Genomic DNA, 24,662 nt, shown 5'->3' with positions numbered 1-24,662 from the left:
TGCTTTCCTTGTGTGAGGAAGTATATAGCTTTTTTAGTTTATCTCGTTTTGAGATTATTGCATTCTTACTTGTTCTAAACTTGCCCAAACGATTTCTCCCATCGTTTTGCATTTCAGGAACTCATCAGAATTATAATATTTTGCAAGTTCAACTTTGAGTTGCTCTGTATTTTCAGGGGTTGAAATATCGTCTTTTGCCATAATTGCCATCAACTCATAGACTCTTTGGCTTTCTACTTTCAATCGCTTTGAAATCAGTGAACGTTCTTCAATTTGATACTGCTTTACCGATTCTGGCGTCATGTGGCGCATGCCCATTTCAATCAAAGGATTATTCTGTTTGAAGTACTGAGGCATATAAACGGTACGTTTGCCTTCGTAACTCTGTTGGTCGAAGTCAATAGCCCTGATTCTAAAATATACTTCTTCAAAATCTGGCGTGATTTCCACTACGAAATTAGAAGAGTGCATATCTCCTAATAGTAAAACCAAACATCTTTCATTGAATTTTACAAACTCTTTTGCCAAACGAATTTCATTAATATCGGGATTACTCAGGTAGTTTTTGAAAAATTGATCACCCGGAATACCAGCGATATGTTCTTCAACTAATGAGTTTTCATAAGTAAGATAACTGATTCTATTGGGTGAAAGTAAATGTTCTAATTCCATTCCATACACTCTCGAACAGTCGGCTCTTTTGATATAAAAATAATCGAAATTATCATTTACTCGGTTGACAATCCGAATCCGAAAGGGTTGGGTATTGCCATAAGTACACAAATCAATTCTATCAACAGTTAAGTGTTTGATTACTTTTTCGTCACCTTCAGTTTTTAAATCGGCGTAGATTTTTTTGAGTCCTTCATAAACATGTTCAATTTCGGAATGAGGGAAAAAAACGGTAATCCATAAAGTATCATTCCCAAATTTATCATACAAACTGATTGAGCTTTCGAAGCGGAGTAAATCGTTATATTGAATTGGCATTTTAATCTCCCGACCATATTTTGTTAAATATTTTCTGAGCTGAAGATTAATCTTGAAAGGAACTTTCTTTTTGGATATTAATGCCATAGTTAAATAAGAGCGAAAAGTTTACCATCTTGAAAGTACTTGAGTACGATGGGCGTCAATTTTCAAGAAAATAAATAATAAAATTGAAAATGACCAAAGCGATGAACCTCCATAACTAAAGAAAGGCAGTGGAATTCCGATAACTGGCATTAAGCCAATCGTCATGCCGATGTTTACCATAAAGTGAAAAAACAAAATGGAGACGACGCCATAGCCATAGACTCGGGCAAATCTGGATTTCTGTTGGTCAGCCAAATAAGCTACTCTCAATAAAAGTCCAAGGAATAAACCTACAACCAATAAACTTCCAAGAAAACCTTCTTCTTCTCCCACTGTACAGAAAATAAAATCGGTACTTTGTTCGGGGACGAAATCAAATTTTGTTTGGGTACCTTGTAAATATCCTTTGCCTAAAAGTCCACCAGAACCAATAGCAATTTTTGCCTGACGCACATTATAGCCTGTTTTTTTTCGGTCAAAATCTGGGTCAACCAATACTTTAATACGGTTTCGTTGATGTTGTTGAAGTACATTATTAATGGCCCAGTCAACCCCTGTAACGAATAAACCCATTACAAAAGCGATTCCTAAAATGGTGATGATATTTTTTGTTTTTCGTTCATAACGAGGCATAATTAAGATAACAATTCCTGCCAAAACAGCTAAACCAATATAAATTTCCCACTCTTCATAAATCAGCGAAAGTACAAATAAAATAATAGTAGAAAGGAAAACAGCAGGATAAACGCCCGGAAGCCCTTCACGATACAAGAGTATCATAAATGAAGCAAAAACCAATGCTACACCCGTTTCATGAGATGCCAAAATAAGAATTGGTGGAACTAATATAATTAACGCCACCGTAAATTGGTCTTTGAAGCGAGCCAAGTTCACCATTGGCGTACTTACATATTTTGCCAAAGCCAAAGCAGTCGCCATTTTGGCAAATTCGGCAGGCTGTAATTGAAACCCACCAATTCTGAACCACGAATGCGAACCTTTTACTTCTGTTCCAACCAGTAAAACGACGACCAACATGAATGTGAAAAAGCCATAAATGATGAACGCAAAAGTATCATAAAAGCGGTAGTCAATCACTAAAATAGCGATAATGAGCAGTATTGTTGTGCCAATCCAAATTAATTGTCTGCCAGCATTGGTTTCAAAAAAGCCGGGGTCGCCAATCCAAAGAGGATTTTCAGGATTATAAATGGCTGCATAGATATTAAACCAGCCCACAGTTACGCAAACGATAAAAAGTAAGACTGTAATCCAGTCCAGATTTTTAGATATTTTTTCTTGCCTTGCCAAGTTGAGTTCGATGAATTAGGTTATTCTCAGTTGTTTTGAATAACGAGTAATTAGAATTTTTAAAAAATAGAAACGTTTTCAACTACGTTACTTCTTTTTTACTGATGGTTTTGAATTGATTGCTTTTTTGGGGCTCATCGGTATTTTTACTTCATTCTTTTTTGGTGAACCGCCGATAGGTAAAGTAATGGTGGTAGGTGTGGTTAAGAATAGCTCTTCATCTACTTTCTGAGCAGTATCTGGCTTCATTTGTGTTTTTGGTTTTGAAGCCAATTCGTTTCTAACTGTCAGCAAGTTTGGATAGCTTTTATTCATCCATTTAGTTTCGATGGCTTTTCTGTCAACATGTCCTTTTATGTATTTTTCAATACATAAAGAAGCAATTGGTGCAGCATGCGCACCTCCAGAACCTGCATTTTCTACAAAAACAGCAATGGCAATTTTAGGATTATCTTTTGGCGCAAAAGCAATAAAAATAGAGTGGTTTTCTCCATGACGGTTTTGTGAAGTACCTGTTTTTCCACACATTTGAATATCACTCATTCGTCCATCTCCTGAAACCGTCCCATTGTTTACTGCTAAAACCATTCCATCAATAACAGTATTAAAATGACGGCGGTCGATTCCGACAGATATTTTCTCTTTATACTTCGGATCGATTGCTCCGAAAGTGTCAATGCCTTTTACTAAATGTGGACGAATGTACCAGCCTCTGTTGGCAATGATTGCCGCAACGTTTGCCATTTTTAAGGGATTTACGATGATTTCTCCTTCGCCGATACTGTTACTGGCAATGTTAGAGAATTTCCAAGTAAGTTCGCCTTTGTACATTTTGTTATAATACGCTACATTGGGCAATTTGCCTTTTTTCTCATTTGGTAAATCAATATCCAATGATTGACCTATTCCAAATTTTGCCACCATGTCATCCCATTTCTGTAAACCCAATGCTGATTTTTTGAAGATATTCTTTTCAGAATTATTATAAATCATTCGCTTATAAGTCTGATAAAAATAGGGGTTACAAGAGTATTGAATAGCTTTTTGCACATCACTCGCTACTGGATGACCGTGACTACAACGAATTGGAGAACCAGCATGACCAAAACCAGTATTTGGCGTAATTACACCCATTTGTAAAGCTACCAATGCTTGAATAATTTTGAACGTAGAACCCGGGCGATAATAAGCACTCGGTGGACGGTTCAATAATGGATGAAGAGGATTTAGGTTCAAGGTTTGAAAATACTTGGAAAAAGTACGTCCAGATAATTGGCTTGGGTCGTAAGTTGGTGCCGAAACCATTGCCAATACTTCGCCAGTACTTGGTTCAATCGCTACAACACTTCCTACTTTATGTTGCATTAAACTATCAGCATAAGCTTGCAAATTAATATCAACCGAACTCAAAAGATTTTTACCAGCCACAGGGTTTTTATCAAAAGCACCTCCTTTAAAAGCTCCTTTTTCAACACCTCGGCTATTGACCATCATATATTTGATTCCCCTTTCACCACGAAGGTCTTCTTCATAAAATCGCTCAAGACCAGTTACTCCGATATAATCGCCTTGACGATAATATTCATCACCTTCTTCTTCTAATTTTTCTAAGCGTTCAGGGCTGATTTCACCAACATATCCCAAAGCATTTGCCATTGCTTTTGAATCATAAGTACGGACAGCACTTAATTGAAATTCAAAGCCAGGATAATCTACCATAGCATCTTGTACTTTGGCAAAATCTTCACGAGAAAGCTGTCTTAGAAAAAGAGAAGGACGAACGGGAGAATATATTCTTGCTAAATGGGTAAGACTATCAAATGATTGGCGAGTAATACCAAAAATTTGACAGAAACGAAGTGTGTCAGCAACTTTTGCTTTTTTAGGAGTAATGTATAAATCGTAAACTACCGTGTTGCTCACGATTAGTTTTTTGTTTCTATCATAAACCAAACCTCTGAAAGGCACTTGCATAATCTTTCGGATGGCATTGTTTTCGGCATCTAGCTTGTAAGTTTCATCAACAACTTGCAGGAAAAACAGCCTACAGATGTAGATAAATGCAATAAGGATAAAGAAACCTTGGATAAATCGTTTTCTTAGTTCGTCCACGAGTAATAAAAATTTTATAAATAAGCCACGAGGCTGATGAATGTCTGTATTTTAAATAAACGAGTAATAAGCTTTGAGCTTTGTTTTTGGTAAAAACGCTATTCAAAAAATTAATTATTTTAAACAGCATGTTTTAATAATTTTTTAATCTTTGAAGCAAATTTTCAAGAAAATCATACCAATTCTTCTTGAAAAAACGCTTACTACAAAATTTGTTATTTTTAAGGAAAATATCAACGAAAACGCCAAATGAGTTGTAATATTCTGATAAATTATTCTTTTGGTAACCCTTTGATAAAAAGGTACATTCCTGCAAAAATAAAAAACAGCGAACAGCCCACCGTAAACCAAGGAGTTTTCATCATCATTTTTTCATCAAGCCATCTTCCCAAAAATACTCCTCCTGCTATAGTCACCAACATTTGTGTGCCAGCACCCATATAACGCATATATTTATTGTTATTATTTTGCGAGTCGTCTTTCATGATTTTGAATATATTTAAAATCGAATAAATAGAGAAAAGCTTATGATTCAACCCAAAACTGAATTTATGAGGCTTTTTGATTGAATAAATTAAAAAATTAGCTTTAACATAAAAACTGATACTAATTTTACGTAAAGTTGCGTTTCTTTCACGGTTTCAGCATTAAAAATCTCTATGAATAAATATTTTATTTTATGTGTCGCTTGTCTTACAGGAGTTTTGGTATTGAGTTGTTCTCAGTACAGTAATTCTCCGTTGAGCGTGGGGTTTCATAATGTTAATGCCAAGTACAATGCGTTGTTTCAAGCAAAGATTAAATTTAAAGAAGCCGAAACCTTAATTTTTGATGCTCGTCAAGATAATTTTTCTCAACTTCTTCCCATATTACTTCCGATAGATTCTATGTCCGCTCAAACGGTCAATGAACAACTCGCTTCTGTGATTAAAAAAGCTTCTTTAGTTGCCGAACGCCATCAAAATTCTAAATGGCTCGACGATGCCTATGTGATTATCGGTCAAGCTCGTTTGTTGAAAGAAGATTATAAAAACGCTATCGAAACGTTTAAGTTTGTCAATACCAATGCCACGAGCGATGATGCACGAGACGCCGCTTTAATCGGTTTGATGCGTGCTTATACCGAACAAGGCGAATATCAAACGGCATTAAGAGTAGCCGAAATTCTTCGTGAAGAACCTTTGAATAAAGAAAATACCGCAGATTTTTATTTGACAAAAGCATATTTACACCAACTGAAAGAAGAGTACAAAACATCTGTTGCTATTTTGGAAGAAGCTTTGCCGCTATTACCGAAAAATGAAGAAAAAGCAAGGTTATACTTTGTGGCAGGGCAATTGTATGAATTGATTAATAATCCAACATTGGCAGCTCAAAAATATTCATCAGTTAGTAAAAATAGACCATCTTATAATTTGGGTTTTTATGCGAAACTCAATAAATCTTTGGCTTTAGGACAAACTAATAGTTTTCAGAAATTATTGAAAGACCCGAAAAACAAAGATTTACAAGATAAGATTTATGAAGCAATGGCAACTGCTGAAATCAGAAAAGGGAATACAAAATCTGGTTTGACTTTATTGCAATCTTCTGCCAGAACGAATCAAAATCCACAGCAATTAGCATTTACTTACATCAGATTGGCGGATTCTTATTATAACCAAATGGGCGATTATGAAATGGCATCCGCTTATTATGATAGTACTGCTACTTTATTGCCTCAGCATGACGCCCAATATAAAAGAGTAATTGATAGACAACGTTCTTTGGCTGATTTTGTAACACAAGTAAGAATTATCAGAACGGAAGATTCGCTACAACGCTTGTCGAAAATGAGTCCAGAACAATTGGATAAGATTTTAGAAAAAGTTTATATAGACCAACAATTCAAAGAAGATAGCCAAAAGCGTGCAGCCGAAATTGCCAATAAAGGAAAGCAATTACAGAATAAAAATACAGCAAGTACTTTCAATGACCCGAATAAACCGATGTGGTATTTTAATAATCCCATTGCTATTTCACAAGGAAAAACAGCCTTTACTGCTCGTTGGGGTAATAGAGCTTTAGAAGATAATTGGCGAAGAAGTAGCAAAGAAAACACGCTTTCGTTTGATAATAATGCACTTTCAAATCAAAATCTGACGAATACTTTAGGAAATAACCTTGGTGAATTAAATGCTAAAAACATAGGAGCTGAAGGAATGAAAGCAGGGATTGCGGCTTTAAGAGCCAAAATTCCATTTTCTCCAGAAGCACTTTTAGCCTCAAAGAAAAGACAAGAAGAAGCTACTTTTGCTTTAGGGAAAGTATATAAACTCAATTTGAACGAGCCTAAAAATGCCATTATTACTTTCGAGAAGTTCTTGAAAGAATTTCCAAATTCTAGCCACGAAACAGAAGTATTGTATTTACTTTGTTTATTAACGGAAGACAACGCAGGAGTTTATGCTTCTTATAAAAATCAATTGATGACAAAATATGCAGACTCATATTTTGCAAGATTGTTGATAAGAAGTCAAAATGAAAGTTTAAGTACAGGCAAAGAATCGGAAGTACAGAAATTGTATGCGGAAGCTTATAATTACTTCGGTCAGAATAATTTCGCAAATGCTTTAGCAATTGTTGAGACAGGCTTGAAAGATTATCCGAATAGTCAAATTGAAGATAAATTAGTGTTTTTGAAAGCGATATTATTAGCCAAAACACAAGATACAAAAGCATATAAAACGGCACTAGAAAATTTCATTTCCGATTATCCGAAAAGTCAATTAATTACTTTGGCGAAAGAAAGATTAGAAGTTTTAAGTGCTAAATAATTAATTGTGATTGAGTGAGTTGTGATTTAGTGATTGAAAAAATAAGTATCTTTCTGTACAATTTTTAATACAATTCACAACTCACTCATTCACTAACTACCCCACTCTCGGACAGCGCTTAAATTCTTTCGTTCTATCAAACAAATAGCGATAAGTGATATATTCTTTGTCACGAGTAGTTCCTAATTGAGAAACAAAACGATTCATTTTTGGATTAAAATCGCCCACCCAGTTCATATCAATGGTTTCATACTGATAATGCGGATTATCTCTTCCCGCCTGACGGAAACGCAAAGCGATAGCAGATTCAACGCCTTTTCCTTGAAAGTCTGGCACAACGCCAAAGATTACGCCACAAGTACGAGTAATCACGCCACGCATGAGGAGTAACATAAACTTAGCTTTTTCCCAAACGCCAAATTTCCCGTTAAGGTGTTTTACAATTTGATTAATATCTGGAATCACGATAAAAAATGCGATTGGACGCTCGCCAGCATAGGCAAACCAAGTAAGTTCTTCGTCGATAATAGGTTTCATTTGTTTTACCAAATTACTTGCCTGTTCTTCTGTCATGGCTTTTACGCCAGGAAATTTTGCCCAACCTTCATTGAAAATGGTTCTGAAATCTTCACCGTATTTCGCCAATTTACTCTTTTCGATATGTCTAAATGAGTACTCTGGATTTTCATAAATACGTTTAGCTTTTTCCTCTACAGCATTCGCAACTGATGCTGCACGAATCGGCGATACATAAACATATTGTTGGAAATAATCTTTGAAACCATATTTATCAAAGTACTGAATATAATATTCTTTCGTCCAAGGCATTTTGTAGGTAGGTTCATATTGCCAACCTTTGGTCATCAAACCCCAGAAAGAATCTCTTTCTCCAAAATTAATGGGTCCGTCCATTGCTTCCATACCTTTAGACGCTAGCCAGTTTTTACAAGTATCGAATAATAAAAAAGCGGAAGTTTCGTCTTCGATACATTCAAAAAAACCCATTCCGCCAGTAGGTTGCTCTTCTTTTGTAGCCGTTTCATGATTGATAAAAGCGGCAACTCTTCCGATTGTTTTACCTGTTTCGTCCTGCAAAATCCAACGAATGGCTTCTCCGTGTTTGAAGTATTTATTTTTCTCAGGATTGAAAGTATTTTCAATATCTTGGTCGAGCGGACGAATCCAGTTTTTATCCTGTTCATACAAACTCACAGGTAATAAAAGAAATTCTTGTTGGAGATGTTTATGGTTAGCTACTTCTAAAATGGTCATTGTTGTTGGGTTGAATATTTTTTCAAAGATAGAGGATTTGTATAGAGCCTCCATGTTTACTGAGTCAGCTTGCAAGTTACGAAGGAAGCCGATAGAAAAATAACAGAAAAATTGTCAAATATACCCGAAGGACTTACGTTTGTCATGCGATAAGCATTTTGGAACGAAAATTACTTCAATCCGTTATACTTTTATTAGTTTTGTAAAGAAATCAATTTTTGATAATCATGACTGACAAAGCAAAAATCATAAAAGATTTTACAGAAACCATGAAAGCTCATTATGGTGAACGACTATCAAAGATAATTTTGTATGGTTCGTATGCTCGTGGAGATTTTCATGAGGAATCGGATATTGATTTTATGGTGATTTTGAATGATAAAGAAGTGAAAGCAAGTAAAGAGATTACGCATACTTATCAACTTTTAAACGAATTAACTTTAAAGAATGATGTTTGGGTTTCAATGTTTGCGACTTCGAGAAGTAAGTTTGAAACCGCAACCAAAGCTTTGTTTAGATTTGTAAAACAAGAAGGTGTGATTGTTTATGAATGAAGATATTAAAAACGCTCTTGCTCTTGCGGAGGACACATTGGATGATGCAATCTACAATGCTGAGGATCACAGAAATAGGGTAGCTATTAATCGTTGTTATTATGCGTATTTTTATTTAATCAGGAGTTTGTTACTTGCAAGAGGAGTCTTTACCAAAACACATTCTGGACTTTATAGTGAGTTTAGTAAGGTGTTTATTAAAACAGCTATCATTCCAAAAGAATTTAGCGATGCACTTGCTTTCTTATTTGACCAGAGACAAACCGCAGACTATGATTTAGAAGAAAATATAGATGATGTAGATATTGATAAAGCCATTGAAATGGTTAAAAAATTTATAGAATTCATCAAAGAAAATCACTCAAAAATTTAATCAATTATTAATAAACTCTTTTAAATACATATAAAGAGAACCAAAAATAATATTAATCAAAAAATTAATGCAACCCCTAAAAATATACAATACCCTCAGCCGAGAAAAAGAACTTTTTACGCCCATCAACGTCCCGCATGTGGGAATGTATGTTTGTGGACCAACGGTTTATAATTACGTTCACCTTGGAAATGTCCGTACTTTTTTAACTTTCGATATTCTCAATCGTTACCTTACTCATATTGGCTACAAAGTGCGTTATGTAAGAAATATTACAGACGTTGGTCACTTGGTGGGCGATGGCGACGAAGGCGAAGATAAAATCGGTAAAATGGCGAAGCTTGAAAAACTTGAGCCGATGGAAATTGTTCAGCGTTATACCAACGATTTTCATAAAGTACTCGAACAATTTAATTTACTTCCGCCAAGTATCGAACCTTCGGCTACGGGTCATATTGTAGAGCAAATCGAAACTACAAAATCTTTAATTGACAAAGGTTTAGCTTACGAATCGCAAGGTTCTGTATATTTTGATATTGCTCGTTATAATGCAGAAGGAGGAAATTATGGTAAACTTTCGGGAAGAGTACTGGAAGATTTATTAACCGAAACTCGTGATTTGGATGGTGTTGGCGAAAAACGTAATCCATTAGATTTTGCTCTTTGGAAAAAAGCCGCTCCAGAACATTTAATGCGTTGGACTTCGCCTTGGGGCGATGGTTTTCCAGGTTGGCATTTAGAATGTACTTGCATGAGTACCAAATATTTAGGTGATACTTTCGATATTCATGGCGGAGGAATGGATTTAAAATTTCCACATCATGAATGCGAAATTGCTCAGGCAAAAGGTGCGAATGGTGTTGAGCCTGTTCGCTATTGGATGCACTCGAATATGCTTACCGTGAACGGACAAAAAATGTCTAAATCTTTGGGCAATTCATTCTTGCCTGCTGAATTATTTGCTGGTTCGCATCCATTGTTGGAACAAGCTTTTAGTCCAATGACAGTTCGTTTCTTTATGTTGCAATCGCAATATAGAAGTACTTTGGATTTTTCAAACGATGCTTTGAAAGCTGCTCAGAAAGGTTATAAACGTTTGATTAATGGATTAAGAATCGTCAAAAATCTTGAATACATTGCTGATGATGCTATCGCCGTTGATGAAAAACAAGTATCTGAAGTAGAGAAAGGTATTCAAAACTGCTACGATGGTTTGAATGATGATTTGAATACGGCTGTCGCTATTGCAGGCTTGTTTAATTTGGTCAAGAAAATCAACCAGCTTTATATGGGACAAGTACAAACCGCCCAATTAGGCGAAAGTACTTTTACTTTGTTGAAAGAATCATTCGTTGCTATTATTGAAAATGTACTTGGCTTAATTGAAGAACCAAACGAGAATGTAGAAGCTTTTGCGAAAGGAATGTTATCGCTTTATCGTGAATACAAAGAAGCAAAGCAATACGATAAAGTAGATGAAATCAGAGGTTATTTTAAGGCGAATGGTTTAGTCATCAAAGACATGAAAACAAAAATTGATTGGGCTTACGAAGAGTAACCTTAACTATTTTATTCAATTTTTAACGAATTCAAATGAGAACTCCCAGTATAACGCCTGTTGTGAAGGCATTGATGGCGATTAATATTATCGTATTTGGTGTAGAGTATTTTGGTCATAAAGATATGATTGTGTCGGTAATGGGGCTTCATTACTTTACTTCTGATAAGTTTTTACCTTTTCAGTTTTTAACATCTCTTTTTGTTCATGCAGATCTTCATCATTTATTTAACAATATGTTGGGCTTGTTTTTTCTTGGACCAATGTTAGAAATGTATTGGGGAGACAAGCGTTTTTTGACTTTCTTTTTAGTAACAGGAATGGGCTCTGGTTTACTATATATGGGTTTAAAGTATTATGATTATTCAATGCTTGAATCAGCCACAAGAGCATATATTGAACATCCAGACTTAAATCAGTTTAGTAAATTTTTGTATCAGTATTTTCCAGACGGAATACCGCATAATGCTTATGCACTAATTGAAGGGAATCCAAACAATATTACCGTACAGAATTCAGTTCTAGTTGCACAAGAATGCTTGAAGTCTGTTTTAGATACTCCACTAATCGGAGCATCTGGAGCAGTGTTTGGTGTAATGGCAGGTTTTGCCTTGCTTTTTCCTAATACTGAACTCATGCTTTTTTTATTACCAATCCCGATAAAAGCGAAATATTTTGTAGCTTTATACGGTCTATACGAACTGTATGCTGGCTTGAATAAAATGCCGGGTGATAATGTCGCACATTTTGCCCATATCGGTGGAATGATATTTGCATTTATTCTAATTAAAATTTGGGGTAAAAATAGAAACTCCTTTTATTGAAAATAATAACATTCTGTTTTTCAAATTGTTATATTGAAACATTGAAGTTTTTTGAGTAATATTAAAGTTTATAAAGGAATATAAAAATGAGTGGGATTTTAGATGACTTTAAAGACGCTTTTTCCAAGCGAAACAATGGCTTAATTCAGCTAATATGGTTGAATGTGGCTGTATATGTTGTGATGTTGTTGGTGTTGATAAGTCTAACAATTTTCTTTAAAAAAGCTGAATTGTTTGATAATGCTTTATCATACCTAAGTCTCACACCGTCTTTAGGGGTTTTTATGTATCGTCCGTGGACGATTCTTACTTACTCTTTCTTTCACTCTGTTAATCCCATTGCTCATTTATTGCCCAACATGTTGATGCTTTACTGGTTTGGAGCCATCATTCAAGAATTTTTGGGTAGCCGTAGATTAATTAATCTGTATATTTTAGGGGCAATTTTCGGAGGTGTTTTTGCATTACTTACTTTCAACTTTATTCCTTATTATCAAACAGGAATTAATACAACCATTATTGGTGCTTCTGGCAGTGTAATGGCAATTATGTTTGCCGCCGCTACGCTTGCTCCAGATTATACTTTTTTCTTGTTTTTGATTGGTCCTGTTAGAATAAAATACATCGCCTTCTTTTTCTTTTTGATTTCATTGGCTGGTGCAATTGGAGTAAATGCTGGCGGAGGAATTGTCCACTTAGGCGGTGCTTTATTGGGTTACTTGTACGTAAAACAATTGCAAGCAGGTAACGATTGGGGAACACCAATTGATGTAACGGTAGATTTTTTCAAAAGAATTATCAATCGTACCGAAAAACCGAAGATTAAAGTTGCTTACCGACAAAAAGAAACTTCTTACAATAGTACAAGTGTAGGTGTAGGCGTTGGCTATCCAGATGAAGATGAAGTTGATGCTATTTTAGATAAAATTTCACGCTCAGGCTACGAAAGTTTAACAAAAGAAGAAAAACAAAAACTATTCAAAGCTTCTCAGAAGTAAGATAATATACTCATTTTTCAAAAAAAGGTTAAGTAGTAAATCTGCTTGACCTTTTTTATTGTTACCAAGCTTAAAATATTTCCGTAAATTTGTCAGCTCAATACGAAGTTTGACCTAAGATTCTTTCTATATTTAAGTTTAGTAAAACATTTTAAGGATTAACAGGGTTATTACTTTCAAATTCACACTCGGAAAACCCATGCAAATTATACCCGGAAAAATATTAGCTCAGATTAATACTCCAGAAGATTTAAGGAGACGTAATCGTTCTGAATTGTTGCAGATTTGTGATGAACTGCGTCAATACATTATTGATGATGTATCGGTGTATGGCGGACATTTTGGGGCTTCGCTTGGTGTGGTTGAATTATCCGTAGCACTTCATTATGTTTTCAATACGCCCAACGATCAGTTAATTTGGGATGTAGGTCATCAAGCTTACGGACATAAAATCTTAACAGGGCGTAGAGATAATTTTCATACCAATCGCCTTTATGGTGGTATTTCTGGTTTCCCAAAACGCAAAGAGAGTAAATATGATGCCTTCGGTGTTGGGCATTCTTCTACTTCTATCTCAGCGGCTTTGGGAATGTCGGTGGCTTCTAATTATAAAGGAGAAACTGACCGTCAGCATATTGCAGTAATTGGTGATGGCTCAATGACGGGAGGAATGGCTTTTGAAGCGATGAACCATGCGGGAGATATTCCGAACAATATGATTATCATTTTGAATGATAATTGTATGGCAATCGACCCCAATGTAGGTGCTTTGAAAGAATATTTAACAGATATTACTACTTCACATACTTATAATCGAGTAAAAGATGAAGTGTGGAATCTGTTAGGAAAAATGTCAACATTTGGGAAATCTGCTCAAGACATTGTTTCTAAAATTGAAAATGGCTTAAAAGCTACTTTGCTCAAACAAAGTAATTTATTTGAATCACTGAATTTACGATACTTCGGACCAATTGATGGACACGATGTAGAATATATGGTTACGGTCTTGAATGATTTGAAAAACATTCCTGGTCCTAAAATTCTTCACTGTATTACTACCAAAGGTAAAGGTTATGCCTTGGCTGAAAAAGACCAAACTTTATGGCATGCACCGGGTAAGTTTGATAAGATTACTGGTGAAATCAAGAAAAAGTATTATTCTACGCCTCAGGCGCCAAAGTATCAAGATGTTTTTGGGCATACGATTGTTGAATTAGCAGAGAAAAATCCAAAAATTATGGGTGTAACGCCTGCAATGCCTTCGGGAAGTTCGCTGAATTTGATGATGAAAGTTATGCCAAATCGTGCTTTCGATGTTGGAATTGCGGAACAACATGCAGTTACTTTCTCGGCGGGTATGGCTACGCAAGGGCTTACGGTTTTCTGTAATATTTATTCAACCTTTATGCAACGTGCTTATGACCAAGTAATTCATGACGTTGCTATTCAGGAATTACCCGTTATTTTCTGTTTAGACCGTGCTGGTTTTGCTGGTGCTGATGGTCCTACGCATCATGGAGCTTACGATATTGCTTATATGCGTTGTATTCCAAACATGATTGTTTTCGCTCCGATGAATGAAAAAGAGTTGAGAGATATTATGTTTACTGTTGCTCAAGACGAATTTAAAGACTTGAAAAAATGTATCTCTATTCGTTATCCACGTGGCGAAGGTGTTATGCCTAATTGGAAAACCGAATTTGAGAAAATGGAAATCGGTAAAGGTAGAAAAATTAAAGATGGTGAAAGTGTAGCGATACTCACAATCGGTCATATCGGAAATTATGCCGTTCAAGCTTGTGAAGCATTAGCCAACGAAGGCATCAATCCAGCACATTATGATATGCGTTTTGTAAAACCTTTAGACGAAACGATGCTTCATGAAATTTTCCAAAATTACGATAAAGTAATTACGGTAGAAGATGGTTGTATTCAAGGTGGTTTTGGTACAGCGGTAGCAGAATTTATGTTGGACAATAATTACGCAGCGCAAATCAAACGTTTGGGTATTCCTGATAGAATTGTAGAGCATGGAGAACAATTAGAGTTACATCATGAATGCGGATTTGACCCAGAAGGCATTGCAGAAGCGGTTAGAAGTATTCTTGGAACTCAAAAGAATATGAACAAAGCAGAAATAGTTAAGGTGGCTCTAAATTAATTTTTAGAGATAATCTGCTGAAAATAAGAGGGATAACTAATAACACTCACATCTGAAGGCTAATTAATAATGACTAAGGCGAAAATGATTTTTCGCCTTTTTTATTTTGGCTTTATTAACTACATTTGCCCAATGAAACAATTTACAGCCATATTGCTAAGTTTAGTCATCTTTGTGGGAAGCCTATTCCCCAAAGCCGATGCTTTGCAGTTAGCAAAAATTGGAGAATTGGTAAAACACTATAAAGAACACAAAAATAGTTGGAATGAAAACATTAGCTTTTTAGAGTTTTTAACGATGCACTACTCTACCGCATCTAAACACTTAAAAACAGCGAAACATTCTCATTCAAATTTACCAAATTTAGATTCACACAGTACAGCAACGCTGTTTGAACCTACTTTCAATAAAAAAATTGTACTCCACTTTGATGCTATCTTCAAAGTCTTTTCTGAACCCAATTTCGTTTGGAAAAATTTCTATAGTTTTTCTATAGTTCAGACGCTATTCAATCCTCCTCGATTCTAATTTCTCTAGGCAAAATCCGCTTTGTCATTTCTTATCATTTTTCCATCACGAAGTTTCCTTCGTGAAAATACCTTTATTTATAATAATGAGCTTTTCCGTCATGGAATTACAAATTTTTATGTCTTAAAATTTGGGCTCTTCTTCTTGAAAAATATACAATGATAGATTCAATCATTCGATTCAGCATATACAATAAGCTGACAATCGGTTTATTGGTATTGGCATTGGCGACTTGGGGTGGTGTTTCACTAACTCAATTAACCATTGATGCCCTTCCAGATATTACTTCCAATCAGGTGCAAGTAATTACGCAGTCGCCAGCTTTGCCTGCTTCTGAAGTAGAAAAATTTATTACTTATCCGTTAGAAATCTCATTAAGAACTGTTCCTAATACCAAAGAAATTCGTTCAATTTCAAGAATGGGTTTATCGGTTATTACTGTCGTTTTTGATGACGATGTGCCTACTGAAAAAGCCAGACAACAAGTTTCTGAAAAAATTAGAGAAGCAGAACCTAATTTAATTGCTGGTGCTGGTCGCCCAGAGATGGCGCCAATTACGACTGGTCTTGGCGAATTTTACCAATATACTTTGGTCGTTGACCCAAAATTCAAAGACAAATACTCCTTAGCTGATTTACGAACCTTGCAAGATTGGGTTGTGAAAAGACAACTTTTAGGCATAAAAGGCGTCGTAGAAGTAAGTTCTTTTGGTGGACATTTGAAGCAATACGAAGTTTCAATTAACCCAGAAAAACTAAGAGCGATGAATCTGAGCGTCGCAGAAGTATTTCAAGCTTTACAAGATAACAATGCCAATTCTGGCGGTAGTTATATCGAGAAGGGCACAGATGCTTACTTTATTCGTTCGGAAGGAAGAGTAAATAGTTTGCAAGATATTGAAAACGTTGTGATTACTACTCGTGGAGGCGTTCCTGTGTTAGTAAATGATGTGGCGAAAGTTCAGTTTGGTCATGCAGTGCGATATGGAGCGATGACTCGTAATGGCGAAGGTGAAGCTGTTGGCGCAGTTGTACTTTTACTGAAAGGTGAATCTGCCGAAAAAGTAGTGGTAGATGTTAAGAAAAGAGTAGCAGAAATTCAAAAATCTTTGCCAGAAGGCGTAAAAGTAGAATCGTTTATTGATAGGAGTAAACTGATTGATAAGTCTATCGGTACGGTTCAGAAAAACTTGATTGAAGGTGGTTTAATCGTGGTTTTCATTTTGGTTTTATTCTTGGGAAATTTCAGGGCAGGTTTGGTCGTTGCTTCGGTGATTCCACTTTGCTTGCTTTTTTCTTTTGCCATGATGAAACTCTTTGGCGTGTCGGCTAATTTGATGTCACTTGGTGCGATTGACTTTGGCTTGATTGTCGATGGAGCAGTAATTATCGTAGAAGCCGTTGTACACCGATTACATACTAGAACCATTCCTGAAAATCATGACGGACAAGCTTACAGACTCACTCAGCTTGAAATGAATGAATCTGTGTATGATTCAGCCGTTACGATTCGGAAATCTGCTGCATTTGGTGAAATCATCATTTTGATTGTTTACTTCCCAATACTTGCCTTGACGGGCATTGAAGGAAAAATGTTTCGCCCAATGGCTGAAACAGTAAGTTTTGCCATTATTGGCGCATTGATTTTGTCGTTGACTTACGTGCCGATGATGTCTTCTTTATGTTTAAGTAAAAAGATTGACCATTCAGAAACCATCGCTGATAAAATTATCAACTTTCTGTATAGATTCTATCAACCCATCATCACTTGGTCGTTGAATAAGAAAACGATTATTTTAAGTACTTCATTGGCATTTTTTGTAGCAAGTTTGATGCTTTTCGGCAGTTTAGGCGGTGAATTTATTCCTGAATTAAACGAAGGTGATTTTGCTGTTGAAACCATTCTTCACAGTAATGCTTCATTGTCTCAAAGTGTGTATTCTAACAATGAAGCAGAAAAGCTTTTACTTCGTGAATTTCCCGATGAAATAGCGCAAATAGTGTCCAGAATTGGTTCTTCCGAAATTCCAACTGATCCAATGGGTATCAATGCCTGTGATTTAATTATTGATTTGAAAGATACCAAAGAATGGAAAAAAGCGGAAACGATGGAAGAACTCGCCCAAAAAATGGATGATGTTTTGAAAGATATTCCGGGTGTCACTTTTGAATTTACGCAACCTATTCAAATGCGTTTTAATGAATTAATTGCAGGCGTAAAGTCGGATGTAGCCATTAAAATTTTTGGAGAAGATTTAGATGTTTTATTCGAAAAAGCCCAAGAAGTAGCCAAGAAGATTCATAAAGTAAATGGTATCGCTGATATGAAAGTACAGCAAATTGATGGCGTACCACAAATGGTGGTAACTTACAATCGTCAGAAAATAGCTCAATATGGTTTAAAAATCAGCAATCTGAATACTTTGTTGAAATCAGCTTTTGCAGGCGAAGAAGCAGGCGTTGTTTATGAAGGAGAAAAACGTTTTGGTTTGGTAATTCGATTGGATTCTTCGTACAGAAAAGACATCCAAAATATCAGAGATTTATACTTGGATTTACCCAATGGTGGTAAAATTCCTTTCTCGGAAGTAGCAGAAATTTCATACAAAGATGCGCCCGCTGAAATTACCAGAGATAACGCTCGCCGTAGAATTTCGATTGGTATTAATGTTAGAAATCGTGATGTAGAAAGCTTGGTGAAAGAAGTTCAAACGATTATCGACAAACAAGTAAAACTTCCAATTGGCTATACGGTTGAATATGGTGGTGCTTTCGAGAATCTTCAAGCGGCGAAAAGTAGATTGTTTATCGCTGTGCCAGTGGCACTTTTCTTAATTTTTGCGCTTTTATTCTTTACGTTCAATTCTTTTGTAGAAGCCTTGATTGTCTTTGTAGCTATTCCACTTTCGGCAATTGGTGGTATTTTATCTCTTTGGTTGCGTGATATGCCCTTTTCTGTTTCGGCGGGAATTGGTTTTATTGCTCTTTTTGGTGTGGCGGTTTTAAACGGTATCGTACTGATTTCTTACTTTAAAATTCTGGAAAAAGAAGGAATAAGTGATATTAAACAACGGATTTTAGAAGGAACAAAAACTCGTTTCAGACCCGTCATGATGACGGCGGCTGTGGCTTCAATGGGTTTTTTACCAATGGCTTTGAGCCATTCGCCCGGTGCAGAAGTACAAAGACCTTTGGCAACGGTAGTAATTGGTGGATTGATTACCGCAACCATTCTTACTTTGGTGGTTTTGCCTGTAATTTACAGTCTGGTTTTTGGTAGAAAACCAAAAGCTTCGAAAACCCTAGTTACTTCAATCGCTTTATTGTTGATAAGTACAGCCACTTTTGCACAAAATACTCCGCCACAGAATTTGCAAATGTGTATTGATAAAGCGGTTCGTCAAAACCAAAATGTACAGATTGCTAATTTAGAAATTTCGGGGAATCAGGCTTTGGTGAAAACGGCTAAAGAATTGCCCAAAACCAGTTTTGATGCTCAATACGGGCGAACACAAGTATTCAACGGAAATGATGTAACCTTTACGGTCGGACAATCTTTTGCTTTGCCAAGTTTGTATAAAGCTCAAGAAAATTTGCTAAAAGGCAATGTGTTGACGGCTGAAAAACGTGCAAAACTCACCAAAACACAATTAATAGGCGAAGTAAAAAGTGTTTACTTTCAGATTTTACATACGCATCAATTTATTCAATTATTAGCCCAGCAAGACAGCCTTTATCAGAGTGCTTTCAAAGCGACTTCGGTGCGATACAAAACTGGAGAGACGGATTTATTAGAAAAAGTATCTTCTGAAACTCGACTCAGAGAAATCCAAAATCGTATCCAACAAAGCCAAGCTGATGAGCAGAATTTGTATCAAACATTAAGGTTTTTGATGAATACCAACGAAAACTTTGAGATTGATTACGCAGGAAATCAACAAAAAGCAATGGTGTTAAATAATGCTGAATTAGCTTCCAATCCTTTCTTAGAAATCATTAAACAGCAAAGCGAAGTAAGCAAATTGCAAACCAATTTGGAACAACAACGCTTGAAGCCAGATGTGAGATTGGCGTTAACCAACCAAAGTATTGAAAATCATTTCAATCAAAACTTTGTACAGCTTGGGCTAAATGTGCCGATTTTTACCAAAGCGCAACAAGCTAGAATTACTGCTTCAAAAATCAATGAGCAAGTAATTACTCAGCAATATCAGTATGCTGAAAACCAATTGCAAAGTCAGTTGAATTCATTGAAAATACAGTTTGATAAAGCTGAAAAGTCACTGAATTATTACAAAAATTCAGCCTTGCCACAAGCGGAATTGATTGCTAAAACGGCTTCAAAAAGCTATCAATCAGGCGAAATTGAATATGTGGAATTTGTACAGAATATCACACAAGCTTGGCAAATCAAAGAAAATTACTTGGCTGAATTACAGCACTTTAATCAAATTATCATCAATATCGAAACTTTAATTGGCAATGAATAATCTTCCAAAAAATCATATAATTTCCTTTCAAAAAGGCTTTTTATTAGGTATTACTTTATTAATCAATATTGCTTGTTCAAATACAAAAGCTGAAGAACAAGACAAAGAGGCTGAAACAATAACCGACGTCGTTACTTTATCGGCTGAACAAATCAAAAATGCAAAGCTGACTTTGGGGAATTTCGACCAAACCACTATTTCGGATGAAGTAAAAGCCAATGGTATGGTGGATGTTCCGCCGATGAATATGGCTTCTGTGAGTATTCCTATTAGCGGCTATGTAAAAAGTACTAATATTTTGCCCGGTTCGGCCATTCGTAAAGGAGGAGTTTTAGCCACGATTTACAGCATGGATTATATTCAATTACAGCAAGATTATTTACAGGCTGTTAGTAAATTGAAGTATTTAGAGCTGGAACTCGACCGCCAGAATACTTTAAGTAAAGAAGATGTTGGTGCTAAGAAAAAACTTCAACAGGCTGATTCGGAAGTTTCGTCGATAAAAGCATTGACGAAAGCTCTTGAATTGAAACTTGAAATGATTGGCTGTTCTGTGGAAAAGCTTAAAAAAGGACAAATTTTATCTGTCATTAATATTACTTCTCCGATTGATGGCTATGTGAAAATCGCTAATTTATCCATTGGGAAAAATGTAGCACCTACTGATGTTTTGTTTGAAATTGTTGGCGATGCCCATAAGCATATCGAATTGAAAGTATTTGAAAACGACATCAATAAAATAAAAGTAGGACAAAAAATCATGGTAGAAAATCCGAAATTCTCGGAAAAAAACATGACCGCAACGGTTTTTTTGGTAGGAAAAAATGTTGAAGCGGATACCAAAACCATTAATATTCACGGGCATATTGATGATGAAGCGATGGAAGATAAACTAACCGTTGGGCAGTACGTCAACACGAAAATCCTAACAGGAAAAAGAATCGTTAATACTTTGCCAGAGTCAGCAGTGGTATTGCATGGAAATGGCGGTTTTATTTTTATCAAAACGAAAGAAAGTACTTTCCAGCAAATCCCAGTAAAAATTGGCATTACTGAAAGAGGAAATATCGAAGTAATTCCTGAAAAAAATATAGGTAATCAACAGGTTGTAAAACAAGGAGCTTCTATTTTACAAGCAATGCTGACGGGTTCAGAAGAGTAATTTGTAGCATAAAAAAGTGATTAAGAAATAAATTAATGTTTAGACGCAACCGTTTAGCGTTTTATCCTGTATAAAGGATTAGAGCATACCAAGTATTTGGTTTTTGAAAGTAATACCCAATAATCTTTTATAGATGATATAACTTTCATAATGTTCTACGTTTTCATCCGAGCAAATAAATATTTTTCAATTAATCCTTAAAATTTATGAATACTACAGAAGAAAAAATGAATCGCCTTACTTTTCTAAAACAACTAGGACTTTCAGGGGCAAGTTTAATGGCAGTGTATTGTGGTGTAACGATGAGTTCTTGTACTAACGAAAGCGACGAAGTAACGCCTTTACCAAGTACTGGAGTAACGTTTGATTTATCGCTAGCAGCCAATGCTGCTTTGCTCACAAAAGGTGGATATGTTGTGGATAGAACCAACAACATTGTGGTAGCCTTTACCAATGTGGGTACTTATGTGGCTGTAACGTTGATTTGTAGTCATGAAGGACAAAAGCAAATTACTTATGCTACGGATAAATTTTATTGTACTGCTCACGGCGCTACTTATGATAATACTGGCAAAGGAACGAATGCCAATGGAAGTGCTGGTTTAAAAGCTTATACGGTTACACAAAGCGGTACAGTTTTAACGATAACCTAGAGACCCTACAACCGAAAATTACGTATGTCTTTTCGACAGTAAATTACGAAATGGTTTTATGAAAGATTTAAAACCATTTCGTTTAAAAATATCCAACTTATGAAAAAATATCTATTGGTATTCAGTTGCTTAATCAGTTTCCAAAGTTTTTGTCAGGACGACCTGATGGATATGCTTAACAAAGAAAAAGGAACGCAACCCGAATATACTTCCGCAACATTTAAAGCGACTCGCTTAATCAATGGACAAACCATTGAAACCGTCAGTAAAAAGCATCTTAATTTCTGGATTTCTCATCGATTTGGAGCAGTAAACTCAGGCTTTATTGATAACTTTTTTGGTTTAGACGAAGCTCGTATCAGACTCGGTTTAGAATATGGTTTGAGTGATAACCTGACCATTGGTTTGGGCAGAAGTTCACAAGAAAAAACATACGACTACTATCTGAAGTATAAAGCAATTCGTCAGTCGAATAGCGTGCCTGTTACTGTTACTGGTTATTTGAGTGGTGCAGCCAATACAATGGCTACAGGTTATACACTTCCTTCTGGTTCAACCTTGAAATTTGATGATAACCTAGAACGCCAAACGTACTGTGCACAAATTCTGATTGCTCGTAAATTCAGCGATAAACTTTCTTTGCAAATTATGCCAACGGTTATTCACTTCAACAAAACTGAAGTGGAAGATATGAAAAACGATATGTTAGCATTGGGTTTTGGAGGTAGATATAAGCTTTCTAAACGAGTAACGCTAAATGCCGAATATTACCTAGCAGACCACGGCAATAGCAGTATTTCAGGCAAGTACCATAATTCATTAGCAGTTGGCTTTGATATTGAAACAGGTGGACACGTTTTCCAATTGCATTTTACCAATTCAAGAGGAATGGTAGAGCGTCATTTTATTGCTCAAACGCTTGGAGAATGGGGTAAAGGAGATATTTTCTATGGATTTAACATTGCCAGAACATTCAGTTTTGATGGCAAATCAAAGAAAGATAAGCACTAACATGAAAAAAAATATTTTAGTATTGGTTTGGGCTTTATTGATAAGTCAAGCCAGTTTTGCACAGCTATATTTTACCCAAACAGGTAAAACTAGCTTCTTTTCCAAAACACCTTTAGAAGATATTTCAGCAGTAAACAGCACAGTTTCTTCTATTTTAAACACGGCAACCAACGACATCGCCGTGCGAATGAACATCAATCAATTCAGATTTCCAAATAGATTAATGGAGGAGCATTTCAACGAAAACTATTTAGAATCAGAGAAATTTCCAGCGGCTACTTTCAAAGGCAAAATTGCTGAAAAGATAGATTTTACCAAAGAAGGTACTTATGATGTAACTGCCAAAGGTGTGATGATGATTCACGGAGTAAGCAAAGAAAAAGTACTCACAGGAAAACTAACGGTTGGAAAAGATAATATCAGCATCGACACCAATTTTGAAATCGCCTTAGTAGATTATAAAATTGACGTACCTAAATTAGTTTGGGAAAAAATTGCCGAGAAAATTGCTGTTAAAAACAGCTTTTCTTTAATCAAAAAGTAATACGAATTCTCAAGTCGTGAAAGGATTTATACCATCGCTCGTGTCATCACGAGCGATTTTTTTGTAATAGGATTGCGTGTGAAGACACACGCAACGGCACAGACAAAAGTTTTCAGAAATCTTGAAATCTGTCAATTGATTGAAAACAAACGATTAACAGATTTCAGATAACTTGTACGAAGTAGCTAATCGTCCTCTAAACCGTCCAATAACTCCTCCCATTTTGCTTGTAATAGTTTTTTATCGGGAAGTTTAGTCTGATAATCTGCCACAAGAGTTGGTGAAAGACTACGATTTAGGGCATACTCAACTACCGTATCATCTTTCCCTTTACACAACAAAATACCAATTGAAGGATTTTCATGAGACTTTTTTACATCACGGTCAAGAGCCTCAAGATAGAAATTAAGTTGTCCTAAATGAGCAGGGGTAAATTTCTCTATCTTCAATTCAATAGCTACCATGCAATTAAGACTACGATTATAAAAAACAAGGTCGATTGCGAAATCCTGATTACCCACTTGAACAGGGTATTCTTCTCCCATAAAAGCAAAATCTCTTCCAAATTCCAGTAAAAATTTACTGATATTTTGTGTAATTCCTTTTTTGAGGTCTTTTTCCGAATGCTTTTCTGGTAAGTCTAGCAGTTCAACAACATAAGTATCTTTGAAAGAATCGATGATATTTTGTGGTAATGTTTTAGCCATTGGTGGAAGTTTTGAATTGCCAATCATTACACGTTCAAAATAGGAAGAATTAATTTGTCTTTCTAATTCTCTTGACGACCATCTTTCTTTTATTATTGTTTGTAAATAAAATTCCCTTTCATCAGCACTTTTACATCTTGAAAAAACGATTGTGTTATTAGTCCACGAAATTTCTCTCAGCACTGCCGAGAGTTTTGGGAAATCCTTGTAGCTTTCATAAAATTGCTTCATTCGCCAAATATTTTGCGATGAAAAGCCAATAATATTAGGGTCTGATTGAAGGATAAATTCAGACAATTCTTTCACGACAGATTTCCCCCAGACATTTGATGTCACTTGCTGACTGACATACATTCCAATTTGCCAGTAAAGGTTAACTAGCTCATTATTAACAGCCTGAAAAGCTCTTTGTTTTGCCTCTTTAATCAGGTTAGAAATATGACTGAATTGTTGTTCTAATTGCATATTCAAAAGGAAAAATTAAGATGGATGTAAATCTATGCCATCGCTC

19 protein-coding genes are annotated in these 24,662 nt (G+C 35.7%); 13 read left to right on the top strand and 6 right to left on the bottom strand.

Annotated elements, in window-relative coordinates; all coding sequences use genetic code 11:
- Nucleotides 1-54: 54 nt before the first annotated feature.
- The 4 genes from ABID42_RS05380 to ABID42_RS05365 all read right to left on the bottom strand — a co-directional run bounded on the left by ABID42_RS05380 (nt 55) and on the right by ABID42_RS05365 (nt 4,985).
- Nucleotides 55-1,077 carry a hypothetical protein gene (locus ABID42_RS05380; protein ID WP_323258534.1) on the bottom strand — a complete coding sequence of 341 codons (1,023 nt, stop codon included), beginning with the start codon at nt 1,075-1,077 and terminating at the stop codon, nt 55-57.
- A gap of 21 nt (nt 1,078-1,098) precedes the next feature.
- Nucleotides 1,099-2,388, bottom strand: coding sequence for a rod shape-determining protein RodA (gene rodA, locus ABID42_RS05375; RefSeq protein ID WP_323258533.1), 1,290 nt, complete (start codon nt 2,386-2,388; stop codon nt 1,099-1,101).
- An 87-nt stretch (nt 2,389-2,475) separates the two neighbouring features.
- Nucleotides 2,476-4,500, bottom strand: coding sequence for a penicillin-binding protein 2 (gene mrdA, locus ABID42_RS05370; RefSeq protein WP_367282772.1), 2,025 nt, complete (start codon nt 4,498-4,500; stop codon nt 2,476-2,478).
- 272 nt (nt 4,501-4,772) lie between these two features.
- Nucleotides 4,773-4,985, bottom strand: a complete 213-nt coding sequence (locus ABID42_RS05365; protein WP_323258531.1) for an AtpZ/AtpI family protein — start codon at nt 4,983-4,985, stop codon at nt 4,773-4,775.
- 174 nt (nt 4,986-5,159) lie between these two features.
- Here ABID42_RS05365 and porW point away from each other — a divergent pair, with 174 nt between their 5' ends.
- Nucleotides 5,160-7,316 carry a type IX secretion system periplasmic lipoprotein PorW/SprE gene (gene porW, locus ABID42_RS05360; RefSeq protein WP_367282771.1) on the top strand — a complete coding sequence of 719 codons (2,157 nt, stop codon included), beginning with the start codon at nt 5,160-5,162 and terminating at the stop codon, nt 7,314-7,316.
- A gap of 96 nt (nt 7,317-7,412) precedes the next feature.
- Here porW and ABID42_RS05355 read toward each other — a convergent pair whose 3' ends face one another.
- Nucleotides 7,413-8,588 carry a hypothetical protein gene (locus ABID42_RS05355; protein ID WP_367282770.1) on the bottom strand — a complete coding sequence of 392 codons (1,176 nt, stop codon included), beginning with the start codon at nt 8,586-8,588 and terminating at the stop codon, nt 7,413-7,415.
- Nucleotides 8,589-8,815: 227 nt separating this feature from the next.
- Here ABID42_RS05355 and ABID42_RS05350 point away from each other — a divergent pair, with 227 nt between their 5' ends.
- The 12 genes from ABID42_RS05350 to ABID42_RS05295 all read left to right on the top strand — a co-directional run bounded on the left by ABID42_RS05350 (nt 8,816) and on the right by ABID42_RS05295 (nt 23,444).
- Nucleotides 8,816-9,142: a nucleotidyltransferase domain-containing protein gene (locus ABID42_RS05350; RefSeq protein WP_323258528.1), complete on the top strand. Its 327-nt coding sequence runs from the start codon at nt 8,816-8,818 to the stop codon at nt 9,140-9,142.
- A complete protein-coding gene (locus ABID42_RS05345) occupies nt 9,135-9,515 on the top strand; it encodes a HEPN domain-containing protein (protein WP_367282769.1) in 381 nt (126 codons plus the stop codon). The genes ABID42_RS05350 and ABID42_RS05345 overlap by 8 nt, the downstream gene beginning before the upstream one ends.
- 67 nt (nt 9,516-9,582) lie before the next feature.
- On the top strand, nt 9,583-11,073 hold the full coding sequence (gene cysS / locus ABID42_RS05340) for a cysteine--tRNA ligase (RefSeq protein ID WP_367282768.1): 1,491 nt from the start codon (nt 9,583-9,585) through the stop codon (nt 11,071-11,073).
- Between the two features lie 35 nt (nt 11,074-11,108).
- Nucleotides 11,109-11,897 (top strand): rhomboid family intramembrane serine protease, encoded by a 789-nt coding sequence (locus ABID42_RS05335; RefSeq protein ID WP_367282767.1) that lies wholly within the window; start codon nt 11,109-11,111, stop codon nt 11,895-11,897.
- 86 nt (nt 11,898-11,983) lie between these two features.
- Nucleotides 11,984-12,895: a rhomboid family intramembrane serine protease gene (locus ABID42_RS05330; RefSeq protein ID WP_184137411.1), complete on the top strand. Its 912-nt coding sequence runs from the start codon at nt 11,984-11,986 to the stop codon at nt 12,893-12,895.
- 199 nt (nt 12,896-13,094) lie between these two features.
- Nucleotides 13,095-15,056 (top strand): 1-deoxy-D-xylulose-5-phosphate synthase, encoded by a 1,962-nt coding sequence (gene dxs / locus ABID42_RS05325; RefSeq protein WP_367282766.1) that lies wholly within the window; start codon nt 13,095-13,097, stop codon nt 15,054-15,056.
- Nucleotides 15,057-15,188: 132 nt separating this feature from the next.
- Nucleotides 15,189-15,584: a hypothetical protein gene (locus ABID42_RS05320; protein ID WP_323258522.1), complete on the top strand. Its 396-nt coding sequence runs from the start codon at nt 15,189-15,191 to the stop codon at nt 15,582-15,584.
- Nucleotides 15,585-15,742: 158 nt separating this feature from the next.
- Entirely contained in the window at nt 15,743-20,074 is a 4,332-nt protein-coding gene (locus ABID42_RS05315; protein ID WP_367282765.1) for a CusA/CzcA family heavy metal efflux RND transporter, read from the top strand.
- Nucleotides 20,067-21,236 carry an efflux RND transporter periplasmic adaptor subunit gene (locus ABID42_RS05310; protein ID WP_367282764.1) on the top strand — a complete coding sequence of 390 codons (1,170 nt, stop codon included), beginning with the start codon at nt 20,067-20,069 and terminating at the stop codon, nt 21,234-21,236. Before ABID42_RS05315 ends, ABID42_RS05310 begins: the two co-directional genes overlap by 8 nt.
- Nucleotides 21,237-21,442: 206 nt before the next feature.
- Nucleotides 21,443-21,889: a Rieske 2Fe-2S domain-containing protein gene (locus tag ABID42_RS05305; protein WP_367282763.1), complete on the top strand. Its 447-nt coding sequence runs from the start codon at nt 21,443-21,445 to the stop codon at nt 21,887-21,889.
- A 99-nt stretch (nt 21,890-21,988) separates the two neighbouring features.
- Nucleotides 21,989-22,900: a DUF5777 family beta-barrel protein gene (locus ABID42_RS05300; RefSeq protein ID WP_367282762.1), complete on the top strand. Its 912-nt coding sequence runs from the start codon at nt 21,989-21,991 to the stop codon at nt 22,898-22,900.
- 1 nt (nt 22,901) lies between these two features.
- The gene (locus ABID42_RS05295) at nt 22,902-23,444 is read left to right on the top strand and encodes a YceI family protein (protein ID WP_323258517.1); all 543 of its coding nucleotides are present in this window, start codon (nt 22,902-22,904) and stop codon (nt 23,442-23,444) included.
- Nucleotides 23,445-23,629: 185 nt separating this feature from the next.
- Here the strand turns inward: ABID42_RS05295 and ABID42_RS05290 are convergent, their stop codons facing one another.
- Complete coding sequence (locus ABID42_RS05290; protein WP_367282761.1) at nt 23,630-24,616, bottom strand: PDDEXK nuclease domain-containing protein; 987 nt, start codon at nt 24,614-24,616, stop codon at nt 23,630-23,632.
- Nucleotides 24,617-24,662: the final 46 nt, after the last annotated feature.

Origin of the sequence: Arcicella rosea, from assembly GCF_040543805.1 — a bacterium.
Classification (GTDB): Bacteria; Bacteroidota; Bacteroidia; order Cytophagales; family Spirosomataceae; genus Arcicella; species Arcicella rosea.
The sequence above is the reverse complement of the archived record's forward strand: the minus strand, read 5'-3'. Positions and strand labels throughout refer to the sequence as shown.

Bases quoted from the DNA above. Each gene is read 5' to 3' on its own strand.
- ABID42_RS05380 (WP_323258534.1), bottom strand. From the start codon at position 1,077: ATGGCATTAATATCCAAAAAGAAAGTTCCTTTCAAGATTAATCTTCAG.
- ABID42_RS05365 (WP_323258531.1), bottom strand. From the start codon at position 4,985: ATGAAAGACGACTCGCAAAATAATAACAATAAATATATGCGTTATATG.
- porW (WP_367282771.1), top strand. From the start codon at position 5,160: ATGAATAAATATTTTATTTTATGTGTCGCTTGTCTTACAGGAGTTTTG.
- ABID42_RS05355 (WP_367282770.1), bottom strand. From the start codon at position 8,588: ATGACCATTTTAGAAGTAGCTAACCATAAACATCTCCAACAAGAATTT.
- ABID42_RS05350 (WP_323258528.1), top strand. From the start codon at position 8,816: ATGACTGACAAAGCAAAAATCATAAAAGATTTTACAGAAACCATGAAA.
- ABID42_RS05345 (WP_367282769.1), top strand. From the start codon at position 9,135: ATGAATGAAGATATTAAAAACGCTCTTGCTCTTGCGGAGGACACATTG.
- cysS (WP_367282768.1), top strand. From the start codon at position 9,583: ATGCAACCCCTAAAAATATACAATACCCTCAGCCGAGAAAAAGAACTT.
- ABID42_RS05335 (WP_367282767.1), top strand. From the start codon at position 11,109: ATGAGAACTCCCAGTATAACGCCTGTTGTGAAGGCATTGATGGCGATT.
- ABID42_RS05330 (WP_184137411.1), top strand. From the start codon at position 11,984: ATGAGTGGGATTTTAGATGACTTTAAAGACGCTTTTTCCAAGCGAAAC.
- dxs (WP_367282766.1), top strand. From the start codon at position 13,095: ATGCAAATTATACCCGGAAAAATATTAGCTCAGATTAATACTCCAGAA.
- ABID42_RS05320 (WP_323258522.1), top strand. From the start codon at position 15,189: ATGAAACAATTTACAGCCATATTGCTAAGTTTAGTCATCTTTGTGGGA.
- ABID42_RS05315 (WP_367282765.1), top strand. From the start codon at position 15,743: ATGATAGATTCAATCATTCGATTCAGCATATACAATAAGCTGACAATC.
- ABID42_RS05310 (WP_367282764.1), top strand. From the start codon at position 20,067: ATGAATAATCTTCCAAAAAATCATATAATTTCCTTTCAAAAAGGCTTT.
- ABID42_RS05305 (WP_367282763.1), top strand. From the start codon at position 21,443: ATGAATACTACAGAAGAAAAAATGAATCGCCTTACTTTTCTAAAACAA.
- ABID42_RS05300 (WP_367282762.1), top strand. From the start codon at position 21,989: ATGAAAAAATATCTATTGGTATTCAGTTGCTTAATCAGTTTCCAAAGT.
- ABID42_RS05295 (WP_323258517.1), top strand. From the start codon at position 22,902: ATGAAAAAAAATATTTTAGTATTGGTTTGGGCTTTATTGATAAGTCAA.
- ABID42_RS05290 (WP_367282761.1), bottom strand. From the start codon at position 24,616: ATGCAATTAGAACAACAATTCAGTCATATTTCTAACCTGATTAAAGAG.